We start from the raw sequence: 16,666 nt of genomic DNA on the forward strand, positions 1-16,666 counted from the left end.
CCATATAACGGGCACAGGCCGCGTACGTCATTGTTCATCCGATAACCGAGCAATCCTCGTGTGTACGCGGGCGCCCGTCCACAGCGCCCGCGTCAACACCTGGATGTCCCTTGCCCCGGTTCAGCGTCATCGTTCCCGCCTACAAGGTTCAGGCCTATCTGCACGCCTGCCTGGAATCCGTAACGACTCAGTCCTTCACCGACTTCGAGCTGATCGTGGTGAACGACGGCTCACCGGACGGCAGCGGCGACATCATCGACGAGTTCGCCGGCCGCGACCGCCGGATCACCGCCATCCACCTCCCCGAGAACGTCGGCCCCGGCCACGCCCGCAACGCCGGGCTGATCCGCGCCACCGGCGACTACCTGCTCTTCCTCGACGGCGACGACAGCCTCGCCCCCGGCTCCCTGCTGGCGATCACCGACCGCCTCAAGGAGACCGGTGGCCCCGACATCCTCGTCTTCGACTACGAGCGCACCTACTGGAACGGCGAAGCACGGCGCAACGGCCTCGCCGGGCACCTGAGCCAGACCGGACCGGAGACGTTCACCCTCGGCGACCGCCCGGAACTGCTCCAGCTCCTCACCGTCGTCTGGAACAAGGCCTACCGCCGGGAGTTCGCCGAGCGGGTGGACCTCACCTTCCCGCCCGGCTACTACGAGGCCACCGCGTGGACGTACCCGGCGCTGCTGGCCGCCGGCACCATCGCCGTCCTGGACCAGGTGTGCGTCCGCTACCGGCAGCGCCGCCGCGGCACCCTCCTCGGCACCACCAGCCGCCGGCACTTCGACATCTTCAAGCAGTACGACCGGGTCTTCGCCTTCCTCGACAGCCATCCCCGGCTGGAGCACTGGCGGCCCGCCCTCTTCCGCCGGATGCTCGACCACCTCACCACCGTCTACAACTCCCCCGACCGGCTGCCGCGCTCCTCGCGCGCCGACTACTTCAAACGGTGCCGCGCCTACTACCGCCGGCACCGCCCGCGGGCCTTCCGCGCCCCCACCCCCTTCGGCCAGGCCGGACTGCGCTACCTCCTGGTGCGCCTCGGGGCCCGCCGCGCCTTCCAGGCGCTCGGCGGCGTCCACCGGACGCGGCTGCGGGCCCAGGCCCGGGTCGCCGCCCGGTACGGCCGGATCCGCGAGGCGGCGCTGCGGCTGCACTACCGCCTCCAGCGGCGCGGCGCCCTCGACCAGGAGCTGGCGGTCTTCGCCGCGTACGGGGACCGCGGCTACGTCTGCAACCCGGCGGCGATCGAGACCCGGCTGCGCGAGCTGGCGCCGCACATCCGCACCGCCTGGGTCACCACCCCCGAGCACGCCCACACCCTGCCGCCGGGCGTACGCCGCCTGCAGCCGGGCTCGGCCGCGTACTGGACGGCGATGGCCCGGGCCAAGTACCTGGTCACCAACGACGACCTGCACCCCCGCTACACCAAGCGCGCCGGCCAGCTCACCCTCCAGACCCACCACGGCACCCCGCTCAAGCACATGGGCCTGGACCTGCGGGACTTCCCGGCCGCCGCGAAGTCGACGGACTTCGAACACGTCCTCGCCCAGGCGGATCTCTGGGACTACAACCTGTCCTCCAGCCGGCACTCCAGCCTCACCTGGGAACGCGCCTACCCCTCCGGCTTCACCACCCTGGAGTACGGCCAGCCCCGCAACGACGTCTACCAGCGGGCCACCACCGACGACGTGCTCCGCATCCGCGCCGACCTGGGCATTCCGCGCGACTCCACGGCGGTGCTCTACGCACCCACCCACCGCGACTACCGAGCCGGTTTCCACGCCGATCTCGACGTGGAGCGGATCGCCCGCGAACTTGGCCCCGGATTCACGGTCCTGATGCGCACACATCACCTCTACGACACCGGCGCCCAGCACGCTGCCGGACAGCCGGTCTTCCTCGATGTGTCCCGGCACCCGTCCGTCGAGCAGCTGTGCCTGGCCTCGGACGTGCTGCTCACCGACTATTCGTCGCTGATGTTCGACTACGCCAATCTCGACCGGCCCATCGTCATCCATGCCGAGGACTGGGAGGTCTACCGTGCCTCGCGCGGAGCCTACTTCGACATCACCGCGCACCCGCCCGGCCTCCTCGCGCGCAGCGAGGACGAGTTGATCGACATCCTCGCGACCGACGCCTGGCGCGGGCCCCGCTCGGCCCAGCTGCGCGCCGCGTTCCGCGAACGGTTCTGCCCGTACGACGACGGATACGCCGCGGAACGCGTCGTCCGCCGGCTGTTCCTGGAGAACCGCGGCGACACCCTCCCGTCGGTGATCCCGCTCCAGGACCGCCGCCCGGCGCCCGCCCCCGGCCAGGTGCGCGCGCTGTCCAGCCGCCCGCACACCGGATCCCTCTCCGCCTCACTCGCGCCCAGCTGAACGGAACACCCATGGAAGCCCCCACCAAGCCCACCGAGCAGCTCCCCACCCCCACCGAACTGGCCGAGGTGAAGGGCTGGTTCTTCCCGGCCGACCAGCTGCTCTTCGACTGGCTCCTCAGCCGACAGCAGGAGCGCACCGAGCCGGGCGACCTGCTGGAAGTGGGGGTGTACATGGGCAAGAGCGCCATCTTCACGGGCTCCTACCGCCGCGAGGGAGAGCGCTTCACGGTCTGCGACCTGTTCGACGCGCCCGCCGAGGACAGCGACAACAGCGCCGAGATGGCCAGGTCGTACTCCACCCTCACCCGGCGGGCGTTCGAGGCGAACTACCTCTCCTTCCACGAGGAGCTGCCGACGGTCGTCCAGGGCCTGTCCTCGGTGGTGCCCGACCATGTCACCGCCGACAGCTGCCGGTTCGTCCACATCGACGCCTCGCACCTCTACGAGCACGTCCACGCGGACATCACCGACGCCCGGGACCTGCTGAAGGCGCACGGCGTGGTCGTCCTCGACGACTTCCGCGCCGAGCACTGCCCCGGCGTCGCCGCCGCGGCCTGGCAGGCCGTGACCACCGGCGGGCTGCACGTCATCTGCATCACCGAGCGGAAGCTCTACGGCACCTGGGGCGACCCGGCGGCCGTGCGCGCCGAGCTGCTGACCTGGCTGGAGACCCGCGAGGACCTCTGGCACGAGGTGCAGACCGTCGCCGGCGAGCAGCTCATCCGGATCAACGGGCGGAAGGCCGCCCTCCCCGCCCAGCCCGCCTCCCGCCACCAGGGCACCATCCCGGCCGAGGCCGCCCCGGTGGCGATCCCGGCACCGGCACCCGCGGCGCCCGCGCCCGCGAAGCGCCGCCGCTCCCCGCTGCGGCGCTTCGCGGTGAACGTGCTGCCGCCGTTCATCACGAAGGCGGTGGTGAGCCGCCGCGGCTGACGACCGGGCGGGGCAACACCACTTTCCGGGCGACTACGTTGGGCGACTGAGCGGCTACGCTATGTCGACCAGATCGCCACGCCGGGTCGAGCAGGCCCGGCGACGGGAGGGGACGGGCTCGGAGAGCCCGTCCCCGGCACCCGCACCCCGCCCGGAAAGGCCCCAGCCGCCGTATGACGCCCCGACTGACCGTCGTCGTCCCCGTCCACCACGTCGAGCAGCACCTGGAGGCATGCCTCCGGTCGGTCGCGGAACAGACGCTGGACGCACTCGATGTGGTGATGGTCGACGTGGTGGACGGGGACGCGGACCGCGCCCCGGAGATCGCGCGGCGGTTCGCCGAGAACGACCGGCGCTTCCGGCTGGTACGCACCGCGCGGCCGGACCCGCGGGGCCTCGGTCACGCCCGCAACACGGGAGCAGGGCAGGCGGATCCCCGCACCACGTACCTGACCTTCCTCGACGGGGACGACGCCCTCCCGCCCCGCACGTACGAGAAGCTGGTGACCCGGCTGGACCGCTCGCGCGCGGACCTCGCGACCGCCTTCCGAACCACCGGCACGGGCACCACCCACATCACCCGGGACCTCACCCTCCTCGCGGACCGTTCGGCGACGAACAAGGTGTTCCGCCGCACCTTCTGGGACCGCCACGCCCTCACGTTCCCCGAAGACGTCCGCCACGAGGACGGCGCGGTCACGATCCCCGCGCACTTCCTCGCCGAAGCCGTCGACGTCCTGCCCGAGCGGGTGCGCGACCGCCCCGGCCCCGGCCCGGCGACCCGTCGCCGCACCGACGTCCAGGACCTGCGGGACCACCTCGCGGCCGTCGACGGCGTCAGCCGTTTCCTTGCGGAGAAGCCGGCATCGACGCACCAGCGGGAGGCGGGCAAGCTGGAGTACGACCGTTCCGTCCTCTCCGGTGACCTGCTGGACCGCGCCGCCGCGCTGCCGATGGCCGGCCCCGAGTACCGCGAGGTCTTCATGGACCGCGCCCGGGACTTCCTCACCCGCGTCGACCCCGCCCTCCTGGGCGAACTCCCGGTAGGACCGCGGATCACCTGCCACCTCATCCGCGAGGGCCGGCTTGACGACCTGCTCGCCGTGCTGGCGCACGAGGAGCGCAACCACGCCGGCTTCACCGTCGCGGGCCCCCCGCTCCGCAGGCGCGCCGAGATCCCCGACGGCGCGGGCGCCGGTGGCACGATCCGGCTGCCGCACGACGTGGCCGCGCTGTCCGCGGCCGACCTCTCCGTACGGTCCCGCCTCCTGGAAACGCGCTGGCAGGACGGCAAGCTCGTGCTCAGGGGCTATGCGTACATCCAGAACCTCGACGTCTCCGCGAAGCGCAGGTCGCTGAAGACCGCGGTCCTGACGTCGGGCCGCCGCAAACTCCTGGTACCGCTGCGTACCGTGCCGGTGCCGGAGGCCACGGACGCCTCGCGGCAGGAGCAGCACTGCTACGACTGGTCCGGCTTCGAGATCACCGTCGACCCCAAGCGGCTGCGGCGCGGCGGCCGGTGGACCGCGGGCCGGTGGCGGCTGGGCGTCACCGTGGCGACCTCCGGCGTCGTCAGGACCACCGAGGTGCACGCCGGGGACACCGGCTCGGGCGCCTCACCGGTGCCGCATCCGCTGGGCGACGGGCTGCGCCTCGTCCCCTGCTTCGAGGACGGCCGGCTGCGGCTGTCGGTCGAACCGGCCGACGTCCGGCTGACCGGCCATCACGCACTGGACGACGACACCGTCGAAGTGCTCGCCGTCAACAGCGGCAGGGAGCAGCCGCGCACCCTGCTGCTGACCCACCGCGCCTCCGGAACGTTCTTCGAATACCCCGCCGTCTGCCGCCCGGCCGGCACCGCAGGAAGGCCCGGAAGCGTCGTCACCAGCCGGTTCTCCCTCGCGGACCTGGCGACCGCCCGCGCCACCGCCCCCGCCCCGACCCCCGCCGACGGCAGCGGCGCCCGCACCGACGGCCCGCCGGGCGCCTCCCCCGGGGCGAGCGCGACCTGGGACGTCGCCTTCACCCTGACCGACGGATCGGCCCGGATCGCCGTCGGCCCGTCGCTGTCGCCCGGCCGGTACGCGCTCGGCACCGACCCGCTGCTCGGCGGGCTCCGCCGTGAGCTGGTCCTCGGCGTCACCGCCGCGGGTGACCTGGAGCTGCGGGACCGTACGCTCCGGGCGGTGGCCGACCAGGTGGGGCTGCGGGCGGACGGTTCGCTGCTCATCGAGGGCGAGCTGCCGGCCATGACCCCCGCGGGAGCCGAGCTGGTACTGCGGCACGGCACGCACCGGGCGGAAGCCGCCTTCCCGGTCACCGCGGACGGGGACCGCTTCAGCGTGACCGTCCGGCCCGCGGAGGCCGCGCCGACCGAGGGCCACTGGTACCTCCACCTGCGCACCGGCAGCGCGGACGGCGCCGACGTCACCGCAGAGACCCCCGTCCACGTGGCCCCCAGCGCGTTCCCGTCCCTTCCGCTCCCGCTCCCGGTCCCGACGCGGCAGCCGGACGCCGACCGGGCCCTCACGCTGGACCGCCGCTGCCACGACCAGCTGTTCCTGGACGCCGGTCCCGCCGTGGCGCCGGAGGACCGCGGCCCGTACCGCGGGCGGCTGCTGCGCGAGCGGCACTATCCGCAGGCCCGCGCCCGTACGCTGCGCGACACCGTGCTGTACAGCAGCTTCGACGGGCGCCAGTACTCGGACTCGCCGCGTGCCGTGCACGAGGAGCTGGTGCGCCGCGGCGCCGCCCTGGACCACCTGTGGGTGGTCGGCGACGCCCGTGTGCAGCTGCCGCCCACGGCGCGCGCCGTCACCCACGGCAGCGCGGCGTGGCACGAGGCGCTCGCCCGCAGCCGGCACCTCGTCACCAACACCCATCTGCCCGCCTGGTTCGAGCGGCGCGAGGGGCAGCGGGTCGTCCAGACCTGGCACGGCACCCCCGTCAAGCGGATCGGCCAGGACCTGGCCGGCACCCTGTGCGCCGACCTGGCCCACCTGTGGCCGCAGCCCCGGCGCGGCCACCAGTGGGACGTACTGCTCTCCCCGAACCCGTACAGCACCCCGCTGCTGCGCCAGGCGCTCGGTTACGACGGTGAGGTCGTCGAGACCGGGCTGCCGCGCACCGATCTGCTCTTCGCCGACGACCGGGACAAGCTCGCCGAGGAGGTCCGCACCCGGCTCTGTCTCCCGGCGGGCAAGCGGGTCGTCCTGTACGCCCCCACCCAGCGCGACGACCGGGCGTACGACGACCGGCACTACCGGCTGGACCTGGCCCTGGACCTCGCCGCCGCCGAGTCGGCGCTCGCCGCCGACCACGTGCTCCTGGTGCGCGCCCATCCGCTGGTCGCGGACCGGGTGCCGGTCAACGGCGGCGGCTTCGCCCATGACGTGTCCGGCTACCCGGATCTCGCGGAGCTGCTGCTGATCGCGGACGTGCTCGTCACCGACTACTCGTCCGTGATGACCGACTTCGCGAACACCGGGCGCCCCATGCTGTTCCTCACCCCGGACCTGGACCACTACCGGGACACCGTGCGCGGTTTCTACCTCGATTTCGAGGCCCAGGCGCCCGGCCCGCTGCTGCGCAGCACCGACGATCTGATCGGCGCGCTGCGCGATCTGGACTCCGTCACCGTGCGAAGTGCGGAGAGCTACGCCCGCTTCCGCACCGCCTTCTGCCCCCTGGATGACGGCTCGGCCGCCTCCCGAGTCGCTGACCTGCTGCTTTCCGATCACAGCTGAGGGCCCGCCGGCCACCGTGCCCGTCGGCCCTGGTGTTTGCGTTCTCCGCGCTGCTAGCGTTCACGGAGAGTGCCTCCCGTCCAGGTCGGCTCGGACAAGGCCGCCCATCGCCGGTCTCCGGGCCGAGACGTCCTCTTGTCACCCAGCGTTCTTCCCGTTCATCCCAGAGAAAGCTACTCCGGCTGATGTCCGACACCTCGCAGGACCGTAAGAGCACCGCAGACGCCAACTACACCGAGCGTCTGGCGACCCTGGAAAAGGCCGGCATCAAGCGGCTGCTTCCCACGCAGGCCCCGTACCGCTGGAACCTGCGCCGCCTGAAGCTGGGCCGGGTGCTCGACATCGGCTGCGGACTGGGCCGCAACCTGCAGAACTGCGGTCCGGACAGCGTGGGCGTCGATCACAACCCGACGTCGGTGGCGACCGCCCGTGAGCGCGGTCTGACCGCGTACACCCCGGAGGAGCTGGCCGAGGCAGCGGACTGCGGTCCCGGTTCGTTCGACAGCCTGCTGTGCGCGCACGTGCTGGAGCACCTGGACGAGGACGTCGCGTCCGGTCTGCTCGCCCAGTACCTGCCGTTTGTGAAGCCCGGCGGCTCGGTGGTCCTGATCACCCCGCAGGAGGCCGGCTACCGCACGGACGCCACGCATGTGCGCTTCATCGGCTTCGAGGAACTGCGGGCCTACGCCGCCGACGCGGGTCTGACCACGCAGCGCACGTACTCCTTCCCGTTCCCCCGCGCCGCCGGGAAGGTCTTCCCCTACAACGAGTTCGTCCTGGTCTCCTCGGCTCCGGCGGCCTGACCGGCCGCACCCCGCGAACCAGCCGCGCCCCCGCCCACCCGGTCCGCCGGGAGGGCGGGGGCGCGATCGTTCCCACCGGACGGAAAGCGGCCGTGGAGCAGCCGTTTCCTGGCCGGATTCCCGTGCCATGCACAGGAGTTCGGACCGATAGCATCGTCCCTCGATCGCCAATCGGGGGTGCCGGACATCGCCAGCAACGACAGCGACAGCGGCGGCGCGCCCGGCGCTCTCGGCGCGCTGCGTCCGGAGGACCCCCGCGAGATCGCCGGGTACCGGCTGCTCGCCAGGATCGGCGAGGGCGGCCTGGGCACCGTCTACCTGTCGCACACCCCGGGCGGGCAGCCCGCGGCCCTGAAGGTGATCCGCGGGGAGTACGCGCGGGACAAGGAGTTCCGCCGGCGTTTCCAGCGGGACGTGCGGGCCGCACGGGACGTACGGGGCTACCACGTCGTCCCGATCGTCGGCCATGACTCCGCCGGGGACCGGCCCTGGCTGGCCACCGCCTACATACCCGGTCTCTCCCTCGACGACGCGCTCACCGCCTTCGGGCCGCTGCCGCTGCCCGCCGCCCTGCAGCTGACCGGCTGTGTGGCCGAGGGGCTGCGCGCGGTGCACGCCGGCGGGATCGTCCACCGTGATCTCCAGCCGGGCAACGTCCTGCTCAGCGACGACGGTCCCTGGCTGGCCGATTTCGGTATAGCGCGGGCCGCCGAATCCAGCCGTCTGACGCGTGGCCGCGGCCTCATCACGACCCCGCAGTACATGTCGCCCGAGCACGCCAACGGGGACGCCCTCACCCCCGCGACCGACGTCTTCTCGCTCGGCCTGCTCGCCGCGGTGGCGGCGACCGGCCGCCATCCGTACGGCGACGGCGGTCCCGGCGGCCCCATCAGCCTCGCCACCCGGATCGCCAACACCGCCCTTCGCCCGCCGGACCTGTCCGGCTACCCGGACCTGTTGCGGCCGGTGCTGGAGCGCTGTCTGGCCGCCGAGCCCGCCGACCGGCCCGAGCCCGCCGAACTGGCCGGGCTGTGCGAGCGGGCCGCCGGACGGCCGCTGCGCGACGTCACCGGCTGGCTGCCCGAACCGCTGACGGCGGAGATCGCCCGGCGTGCGGCCGCCGCCCAGCGGCCGCCCGAGCCGGAATCCATGACATTCGGCGGCCCGGCAGCGGACCCGTCCGCCGAGCCGGCCGCCGGCAACCTCTTCGGCCCGGTCGTCTCCACCTGGTCCAACTGGGGCACCGCCACACCCGACATCCCGCCGGTGGGCGGCAAGTACCGCCAGCAGACGCTGCTCGCGATCGCCGGCAGCGTCGTCGCACTGCTCCTCGCGGTCACCCTGACCTTCGCCTTCGTACGGAACGGCGAAGGCGACCACCCGCCACCGGCCACCCCTTCACCGGCGCCCGGCACCTCGCGGTGCTGCGGAACGCCGGTATCACCCCAGGGGCCGACACCGAGCTCAACCCTGCCGGGAACACCCGGCTGACGCGCCCCGGACGCGGGAACGCCGGCCGGGCCCCGGTGTACGGGGTCCGGCCGGCGTTCACGGTCCTGCGCCGGCGAGGGGTCTGTCCGGCCCCCGCCTCAGCGGCGGGCGCGCAGCAGCGTACGGAACGTCCGCATCGCGACCGACAGGTTCGCGAGGTCGAACTCCTCCGAGCCCTGGATCTCCTCGAGGGTGGTCCTGGCGCGGCCGATGAGCGCCGCGTTCTGCTCCTCCCACGCCTGGAAGCGCTGCTCCGGGTTGGAGGTGCCGTTCCCGGCGGACAGCACGTCGGCGGTGAGCGAGGCGTGCGCCGCGAAGAGGTCCTCACGGATGGCCGCACGGGCCATCGACTGCCAGCGGTCGGCCCGCGGCAGTTCGATGATGCGGTCCAGCAGCTTGGTGATCTGGAGCCGGTCGGCGAGGTCGTAGTAGACCTCGGCGACCTCGAGCGGGTCCTTGCCGGTGCGGTCCGCGACATCGACGATGTCGAGGGCCGGGAAGGCGGAGGAGAAGCCCGCGACCCGGGTGGCCAGTTCCTCCGGGACACCCGCGCCGGTCAGCTCGTCATGGATGCTCTGGTACCACTCCAGGTCGGCGCCGCGCGTCAGCTTCGGCAGCTGGGACCAGACGGTGGCCACCCCGTCGCGGAAGAACTCGATGGTGCCGGCGATCTCCAGCGGCTGCGGCCGGTTGTTGAGCAGCCAGCGGGTGGCGCGCTCGACGAGGCGGCGCGAGTGCAGCCGGATCCGGGTCAGCACATCGGCGTCCACGACGTTGTCGAGCGCCTCGACGTCGTCCCAGATCGCGGAGAGTCCGAAGATCGCGCGGGCCGCGGTGTGCGCCCTGACGATCTCCTCGCCGGTCGCGCCGATCTCCTCGCGGAAACGGTGCAGGAAGGTCGTGCCACCGGTGTTGACGGTGTCGTTGACCAGCATCGTCGTGACGATCTCACGGTGCAGCGCGTGGTTCTCGATCTGCGTCTCGAACCGCTCGCGCAGCGGCTTCGGGAAGTAGTCGTGCAGCAGCGTGCGCAGGTACGGATCCTCCGGGAGGTCGGTGTGGATCAGCTCCTCCGCGACGGTGATCTTCGTGTACGCCATCAGCACGGACAGCTCGGGCTGGCTCAGCCCCTGCCCGTTGGCGAGCCGCTCGCGGATCTGCCGGTCGGTGGGGAGGAACTCCAGCGCCCGGTCGAGCCGGCCGTCGCGCACCAGCTTGCGCATGAAGCGCTGGTGGGCGTGGAGCAGGCTGGAGGCCTGCGCCATGCCGTTGCCGAGCGCGACGTTCTGCGCGTAGTTGTTGCGCAGCACCAGGCTGCCGACCTCGTCGGTCATCGCGGCGAGCAGCGTGTTGCGCTGCTTGACGGTCAGATCGCCCTCCGCGACCACGCTGTTGAGCAGGATCTTGATGTTGACCTCGTGGTCCGAGGCGTCCACGCCGGCGCTGTTGTCGATCGCGTCGGTGTTGATCCGGCCGCCGTTGAGGGCGAACTCGATACGGCCGAGCTGCGTCAGCCCCAGGTTGCCGCCCTCGCCGACGACCTTCGCCCGCAGGTCCACGCCGTCGACGCGGATCGCGTCGTTGGCCTTGTCGCCGACGTCGGTGTGCGATTCGGTCGAGGCCTTGACGTAGGTGCCGATGCCGCCGTTCCAGAGCAGGTCCACGGGGGCCTGCAGGATCGCCTTCATCAGCTCGGCGGGCGTCAGCTTGGCGACGTTCCCGTCGATGCCGAGCGCCTTGCGGACCTGGGCGGTGATCGGGATGGCCTTGGCGCTGCGGGGGTGGATGCCGCCGCCCGCCGAGATCAGCGAGCTGTCGTAGTCCGCCCACGAGGAGCGCGGCAGTTCGAACATCCGGCGCCGCTCGGCGTAGGAGACCGCCGCGTCCGGGGTCGGGTCCAGGAAGATGTGCCGGTGGTCGAAGGCGGCGATCAGCTGGATGTGCTCGCTGAGCAGCATCCCGTTGCCGAACACGTCGCCCGACATGTCGCCGACGCCGACGACCGTGAAGTCCTCGGACTGCGTGTTGTGGCCCATCTCGCGGAAGTGCCGCTTGACGGACTCCCAGGCGCCCTTGGCCGTGATGCCCATCTTCTTGTGGTCGTAGCCGACCGAGCCGCCGGAGGCGAACGCGTCGCCCAGCCAGAAGCCGTAGCTGACGGCGACCTCGTTGGCGATGTCGGAGAAGGACGCGGTGCCCTTGTCCGCCGCGACGACCAGGTACGTGTCGTCCTCGTCGTGCCGCACCACGCCGTTCGGCGGGACGACCTCGCCGCCCACCAGGTTGTCGGTGATGTCGAGCAGGCCGGAGATGAAGGTCTTGTACGAGGCGATGCCCTCGGCCAGCCACGCGTCACGGTCCACCGCCGGGTCGGGCAGCCGCTTGCCGACGAAGCCGCCCTTGGCGCCGACCGGCACGATCACGGTGTTCTTCACCATCTGCGCCTTGACCAGGCCCAGTACCTCGGTACGGAAGTCCTCGCGCCGGTCGGACCAGCGCAGGCCGCCGCGGGCGACCTTGCCGAAGCGCAGGTGGACACCCTCGACCCGCGGTGAGTACACCCAGATCTCGAACGCCGGGCGCGGTGCGGGCAGGTCCGGGATCTCCTGCGGGTCGAACTTCATCGACAGGTAGCTGTGCGGCTGCCCGTCGTCGCGGCGCTGGAAGTAGTTGGTGCGCAGCGTCGCCTTGATGAGGGTGAGGAAGGACCGCAGGATGCGGTCCTCGTCCAGCGAGGCGACCTGGTCGAGCGCGCCGTCGAGCTCCTCCAGGAGCCCGTCGGTCAGTTCCTTGCCGGCCCGCTGGTGGTCAGGGGACATCCGGGCCTGGAAGAGGTTCACCAGCAGCCGGGTGGTGTGGACGTTGTTGCGGAGGGTGTCCTCCATGTAGTCCTGGCTGAAGGTGGAGCCGGCCTGCCGCATGTACTTGGCGTAGGCGCGCAGCACCATGGCCTGGCGCCAGTTGAGGCCGGCGCGCAGCACCAGGGAGTTGAAGCCGTCGTTCTCCGCCTCGTCGGTCCAGGTGGCGGCGAACGTCTCCTGGAAGCGCTCGCGGGCGTCGTCGCCGAGATCGCCGAGGGAGGGGTCGAGCCGCAGGCCGAAGTCGTACACCCAGGCGCGGGTGTGGTCGGTGCGGCGCAGCTCGTAGGGGCGCTCGTCCACGACCTCGACGCCGAGCTTCTGCAGCACCGGCAGAACGGCGGAGAGCGAGACAGGCGCACCGGTGCGGTAGATCTTGAAGCGGCGCTCCCCGGGGGCCGCGCCGACCGGCTCGTACAGGCTGAGGGTGAAGTCGCCCTCGGGCTTGAGCTGTTCGATGTGCTGCAGGTCCGCGACGGCCGAGCGGGGGGTGAAGTCGGCCCGGTAGCCGTCGGGGAAGGCCTGGGCGTAGCTGCGGGTCAGCTCGGCGGCCCGCTCCTCGCCGCATTCGGCGGTGAGCGCCTCGGCGAAGCCGTCGGCCCAGGAGCGGGCCGCCTCGACGAGCCGGGCCTCGATCCGGTCGATCTCGGCCTCGGTGAGGTCGTTGAGGGCCGTGCCGGGCGCCACGCGCACGACGAAGTGCAGCCGGGAGAGCACCGATTCGGTGTTCCAGGCGGTGAAGTCGACGCTGTGGCCGTTCAGCTCGTCCTGGAGGATGTTGGTGAGCCGCAGCCGCACCGCCGTGGTGTAGCGGTCGCGCGGCAGGTAGACCAGCGCGGAGTAGTAGCGGCCGTACTCGTCCTGCCGCAGGAACAGCCGCAGCCGGCGGCGCTCCTGGAGGTACAGCACGCTGGTGACGATGGAGCGCAGCTCGTCGGCCGGCGTCTGGAACAGCTCGTCGCGCGGGTAGGTCTCCAGGATCTGGAGCAGGTCGCGGCCGTCGTGGCTGTCCGGGGTGAAGCCGGCGCCCTCCAGCACCTCCTCCACCTTGCGGCGGATCACCGGGACGCGCCGCACCGACTCGGTGTACGCGGCCGAGGAGAACAGGCCCAGGAAGCGCCGCTCGCCGATGACGTTGCCCTCGGCGTCGAACTTCTTCACCCCGACGTAGTCGAGGTAGGAGGGCCGGTGGACGGTGGAGCGGCTGTTGGCCTTGGTGAGGATCAGCAGCTTGTGCTCACGGGCCTTGGCCCGTGCGTCGACCGGCAGCCGGTTGAACGACGGGGAGCCGGGGTGCGTGCCGTCGTCCCCGTGCTGGGGGTCGGAGCGCAGGATGCCCAGGCCGGTGCCGGCGATCGCCGACAGGACGTCCTCGCCGCTGCCGTCCGGGCCGGCGTCGGTGGTCAGCTCGTACTCGCGGTAGCCGAGGAAGGTGAAGTGGTCGTCGGCGAGCCACTTCATCAGCTCCCAGGCCTCGCCGACCTCCTGCTCGGGCAGCGGCGGCGGCGTCGCGGCGAGCTCCTCGGCGATCCGGAGCGTGGCCTCGCGCATCTTCGTCCAGTCCTCGACGGACTCACGGACGTCGGACAGCGCGCCGCGCAGCTCCGCGGTGATCTCCTTGAGATCGCCGCGGTCGGTCTCGCGGTCGATCTCGACGTGGATCCAGGACTCGGTGAGCGCGTCGTGCGGGAGGTTGTCGGGGTCGCCGCCGTTGTCGTGCAGCGAGCAGCCGTTGCCGATGATCTCCAGCAGCTTGCCCGTCACGTCGCGGCGCACCACGATCTGCGGGTGGACCACCACGTGGATCGCCCGGTCGGCCTGCGACAGGGCGTTGGTGACCGAGTCGACGAGGAAGGGCATGTCGTCGGTGACGACCTCGACGACGGTGTGGCTGCAGGCCCAGCCGTTCTCTTCGACCGTCGGGGTGTGGACCCGGACATTCGCGGTGCCCTGCGGGCGTACCTCTGCGAGCCGGTAGTGGGACAGTGCCGCGCCGAACACGTCGACCGGATCGCGGTCGAGCAGGTCCTCCGGTGCACTGTGCAGGTAGTAGCGCTGGAGGAACGCGGTCAGCGCCTCTGCGTCGAGGCCCTGGCCGGGGTGTCCCCCTGCCGGGCTGTTCTCAGCTACCCGGGCCGCCCTTGCGAGCAGCTCGGCCTTGGCTTCGTCCAGCTTGGTCTGCATGTCCTCTGACTCCTGTCGCGCGCCGTTGCGTGACGTCGGGTGATGGCGCGGCGTCCCGGGGCGCGGGTTGACCGCTACGGGACGACGCTATGCCGGGATACAGGGTCGCCGTGCCGTTGTTCACGGATCGGACCCGCCTGCATGGATCAACGCTGATCACGCAGTAAGGCTATCGCTCCGGCCCGGGGGGCTGTCAGGGGACGCCTCTGTACAAAACCTGGCCGGATTCTTGGACCAAATGGACAGCACGCAAACAGCCGGGTGTCCGATCCGGTCAGCTCCCGGCATCCCGGGCCCGGCCGATCAGGCCTCGTCGTCGAGGCCCGGTCACCCCGCGGTGAGCCGCCGGGCGGCCTCGACCGCCTCCGCGAGCGAATCCACCACCGGCACCCCGGCAGCCGCCAGGCTGGCCCGGCTGTGCGATCCCCCGGTGTACAGAACGGCGTGGGCGCCCGCGTGAGCCGCCGCCAGCGCGTCGTCCACCGCATCGCCGATGACGACGACCCGGTCGGGCGCGACGCCCTCCAGGGCGGCGAGGTGGCGGACCATCTGCTCGGCCTTGCCGCCGCCGGACGGCCCGGTCGCGCCGTCCATCCGGACGAAGTGCCGCTCGATGCCGTGGGTGCGCACGATCGGTATCAGCAGGTCGTGCGGGGCGAGCGAACAGAGCGACTGCGTCAGCCCCGCGTGCTGCTGGGCGGCCAGCAGCTCGGCCGCGCCCTCGGCGAGACCGCAGTTCCCCGCCCGCTCCCAGTAGTGCCGGTGGAACGCCTCGTCCATCACCACCCACTCCGCGTCCGTGGGCAGCCGGCCGATCAGCCGCTCGTAGAACTTCGGCACCGGTACGCAGTACAGCTCGCGGTAGCGGTCCAGGGTGATCGGGGACAGGCCGAGCTCGGCGAAGGAGGCGTTCGTGGCCTCCAGCACCGCGTCGATGTCGTGGAAAAGGGTCCCGTTCCAGTCCCACACCAGATGAGCGTTCACGCCCCCGACGTTACCCGGCGGGTACGACAGCCCGGCGGCCTCAGCCGATCAGGTTGGGGATCTCCTGCGTCGCGAACCAGAGCAGCTCGTGGTCCTCCGCGCCGTCGACGGTGAACTGGGCGTCGTCGTCGCCCGCGTCCGCGGCGCCCAGCGCCAGCGCCGCCGCGGTCACGTCCGGCTCCGCGTCGGTGGCGTCCAGGTGCACGGCGGCGGCGTCGTTCATCGACACCACCGCGGCCAGCCGGACCTCGCCGAGGGCGGCGGCGTCCAGCCCGCGGTCCGGGTCGAAGGCGACGGCCGCATCCGGCACGTCCACCGCGAGCACGATGCGGCGGCGCGGGGCGCCGGGGTTCACGGCGAGCTGCCGGAGCGACGCCTGGGCGGCCCGGGTCAGCGCCGCGTACTCCAGCTCCTCGATGTCGTCCGAGACGTACCACTCGCGAAGGCTGGGGGTGACCGCGTAGGCGTCCAGCGGTGCGGGGCCCAGTTCACCCGCCTTGTGGGCCTCGGCCAGGCCGGACAGGGTCGTGGGGATGTAGACGCGCATGGCCGTCAGCATACGTGCGTAACGGCCCGACCACGCGGATAGGTGAAACGGCCGCCCGCGCCCCACGCCGGCGGACCGCGTTGTCCCCGCCCACGGGTGCCGCGTACAACCGGGTTACCGAACGGTAGAAACCGGTGGTCCGGGTACGCCCGGCCACATTCCGGCCGAATCCGGCGGATCCCGCCGGCACCGCACCACGGGGGTATCAGCATGGCCGTCACCTCACCCGCGTCCGCCCGTCCGGGACCGGCCCGCGCCCGCCGCTCCGGACCGCCCAACCGGCACGACCACCGGCGGCCGCCGGTCCGGGCGGGGCGGCCGGCCGCCGTTCCGCCGCACCTGTGGTTCGCCGGCCGGCTGCTCACCGTCCTCACCGGGCGGCAGCCCATCAGCTGCCTCGCCGGCCGGGTCCGCGGCCCCGCCTACGACCGGCTCTGGGAGCTGGTGACCTCCCGCGCCGACTGGCAGCGCCGGGCCCGCGGGGAGGCACCCTACGTCCACAGCTGCCAGGTCGCACGGCAGCACGACGGCGCCCTGGAGGTGACGGCCGTCGTCTCGCTGGCCCACGACGCCTTCCGCGCCATCGCCTTCCGGCTGGAGCGCGGCCCGGCGGGCGGGGCGGCCGACGGGGCGGGCGGGGGTGTCTGGCGCTGCACCGCGGTCGAGGCCCGCTGACCCGCCGCCCCGGCGGCCCCGTGGGAACGCGGCCGGGGCCGGACCCCCGCGATGGGAGT

At 72.3% G+C, this 16,666-nt stretch carries 9 protein-coding genes; 6 read left to right on the top strand and 3 right to left on the bottom strand.

Going from position 1 to position 16,666, the window contains the following annotated elements:
• Window positions 1-110: 110 nt before the first annotated feature.
• From LNW72_RS16525 to LNW72_RS16545, 5 genes are all read left to right on the top strand, one after another.
• A complete protein-coding gene (locus LNW72_RS16525) occupies window positions 111-2,384 on the top strand; it encodes a bifunctional glycosyltransferase/CDP-glycerol:glycerophosphate glycerophosphotransferase (RefSeq protein WP_250976118.1) in 2,274 nt (757 codons plus the stop codon).
• A gap of 11 nt (window positions 2,385-2,395) precedes the next feature.
• The gene (locus LNW72_RS16530; RefSeq protein ID WP_250976119.1) at window positions 2,396-3,319 is read left to right on the top strand and encodes a class I SAM-dependent methyltransferase; all 924 of its coding nucleotides are present in this window, start codon (window positions 2,396-2,398) and stop codon (window positions 3,317-3,319) included.
• Between the two features lie 173 nt (window positions 3,320-3,492).
• On the top strand, window positions 3,493-7,065 hold the full coding sequence (locus LNW72_RS16535; protein ID WP_250976120.1) for a bifunctional glycosyltransferase family 2 protein/CDP-glycerol:glycerophosphate glycerophosphotransferase: 3,573 nt from the start codon (window positions 3,493-3,495) through the stop codon (window positions 7,063-7,065).
• A gap of 185 nt (window positions 7,066-7,250) precedes the next feature.
• Entirely contained in the window at window positions 7,251-7,868 is a 618-nt protein-coding gene (locus tag LNW72_RS16540; RefSeq protein WP_250976121.1) for a class I SAM-dependent methyltransferase, read from the top strand.
• A gap of 177 nt (window positions 7,869-8,045) precedes the next feature.
• Window positions 8,046-9,359, top strand: a complete 1,314-nt coding sequence (locus tag LNW72_RS16545) for a serine/threonine-protein kinase (protein ID WP_250976122.1) — start codon at window positions 8,046-8,048, stop codon at window positions 9,357-9,359.
• Window positions 9,360-9,457: 98 nt separating this feature from the next.
• Here LNW72_RS16545 and LNW72_RS16550 read toward each other — a convergent pair whose 3' ends face one another.
• The 3 genes from LNW72_RS16550 to LNW72_RS16560 all read right to left on the bottom strand — a co-directional run bounded on the left by LNW72_RS16550 (window position 9,458) and on the right by LNW72_RS16560 (window position 15,932).
• Window positions 9,458-14,401, bottom strand: a complete 4,944-nt coding sequence (locus tag LNW72_RS16550) for an NAD-glutamate dehydrogenase (protein WP_250976123.1) — start codon at window positions 14,399-14,401, stop codon at window positions 9,458-9,460.
• Between the two features lie 327 nt (window positions 14,402-14,728).
• Window positions 14,729-15,385: an HAD family hydrolase gene (locus tag LNW72_RS16555; RefSeq protein WP_250976124.1), complete on the bottom strand. Its 657-nt coding sequence runs from the start codon at window positions 15,383-15,385 to the stop codon at window positions 14,729-14,731.
• Window positions 15,386-15,425: 40 nt separating this feature from the next.
• Window positions 15,426-15,932: a hypothetical protein gene (locus tag LNW72_RS16560; protein WP_250976125.1), complete on the bottom strand. Its 507-nt coding sequence runs from the start codon at window positions 15,930-15,932 to the stop codon at window positions 15,426-15,428.
• Window positions 15,933-16,142: 210 nt separating this feature from the next.
• On the opposite strand from LNW72_RS16560, the gene LNW72_RS16565 reads away from it, so the two are divergent.
• Entirely contained in the window at window positions 16,143-16,607 is a 465-nt protein-coding gene (locus LNW72_RS16565) for an Rv3235 family protein (RefSeq protein WP_250976126.1), read from the top strand.
• Window positions 16,608-16,666 lie beyond the last annotated feature (59 nt).

The organism is Streptomyces sp. RKAG293 (assembly GCF_023701745.1).
Taxonomy (GTDB): domain Bacteria; phylum Actinomycetota; class Actinomycetes; order Streptomycetales; family Streptomycetaceae; genus Actinacidiphila.

Excerpts from the sequence above, each read along its gene's own strand:
- LNW72_RS16540 (WP_250976121.1), top strand. The coding sequence starts at position 7,251 with ATGTCCGACACCTCGCAGGACCGTAAGAGCACCGCAGACGCCAACTAC.
- LNW72_RS16560 (WP_250976125.1), bottom strand. The coding sequence starts at position 15,932 with ATGCGCGTCTACATCCCCACGACCCTGTCCGGCCTGGCCGAGGCCCAC.
- LNW72_RS16565 (WP_250976126.1), top strand. The coding sequence starts at position 16,143 with ATGGCCGTCACCTCACCCGCGTCCGCCCGTCCGGGACCGGCCCGCGCC.
- LNW72_RS16535 (WP_250976120.1), top strand. The coding sequence starts at position 3,493 with ATGACGCCCCGACTGACCGTCGTCGTCCCCGTCCACCACGTCGAGCAG.
- LNW72_RS16530 (WP_250976119.1), top strand. The coding sequence starts at position 2,396 with ATGGAAGCCCCCACCAAGCCCACCGAGCAGCTCCCCACCCCCACCGAA.
- LNW72_RS16550 (WP_250976123.1), bottom strand. The coding sequence starts at position 14,401 with ATGCAGACCAAGCTGGACGAAGCCAAGGCCGAGCTGCTCGCAAGGGCG.